Origin of the sequence: Neisseria sp. 19428wB4_WF04 (assembly GCF_015235335.1) — a bacterium.
GTDB lineage: Bacteria > Pseudomonadota > Gammaproteobacteria > Burkholderiales > Neisseriaceae > Neisseria > Neisseria musculi.
In genome coordinates, this window is record NZ_JADGLG010000162.1 from 1 (window position 1) to 453 (window position 453).

Here is a 453-nt window from a genome sequence, read left to right on the forward strand (position 1 = left end):
CCACGGAACAGATCAAGGGGCATGGGGCCTGCGGTTCGAGCCGCCGCGCCAGCCCGGCGAGGCCGGCGCCCCCGAGGATTACCGTGTTCGCTCCGGCCGCATGGCAGTCGCGACAGGCGTGCGCCAGGATGCCGAGGGCGCCGTCCGGATCCCGGGCGATGTCGCCTCCTGTCGGCGCCACCGTGGCGATGGCCGCGAGCTTGTCGGACAGGCCGAGGGTGGCGACGAACTCCCGGAGCATCGGGTCCCACGCCGTCCCCCCCGTGACGATGCCGAACGCCCCTGAGGCGGCGGCCTCTCGGCAGGCCGCCTCCGCCATGCCGACGACCGGCACGGCCGACAGCTCCCGCAGGGCGAACAAGCCCGGATCGCCGAAGCAGGCGAGGTAGACCGCGTAGCAGGCATCCCCATGCTCGGCCAGGGCGTCGAGGGCGGCATGGCCCGCGATGGCCG

General features: G+C 74.4%; 1 protein-coding gene. It reads right to left on the minus strand.

The features are described from left to right. Nucleotides 1–453: aspartate/glutamate racemase family protein (locus IR141_RS12810; protein ID WP_194198404.1), on the minus strand; the 453-nt coding region annotated here is incomplete at both ends.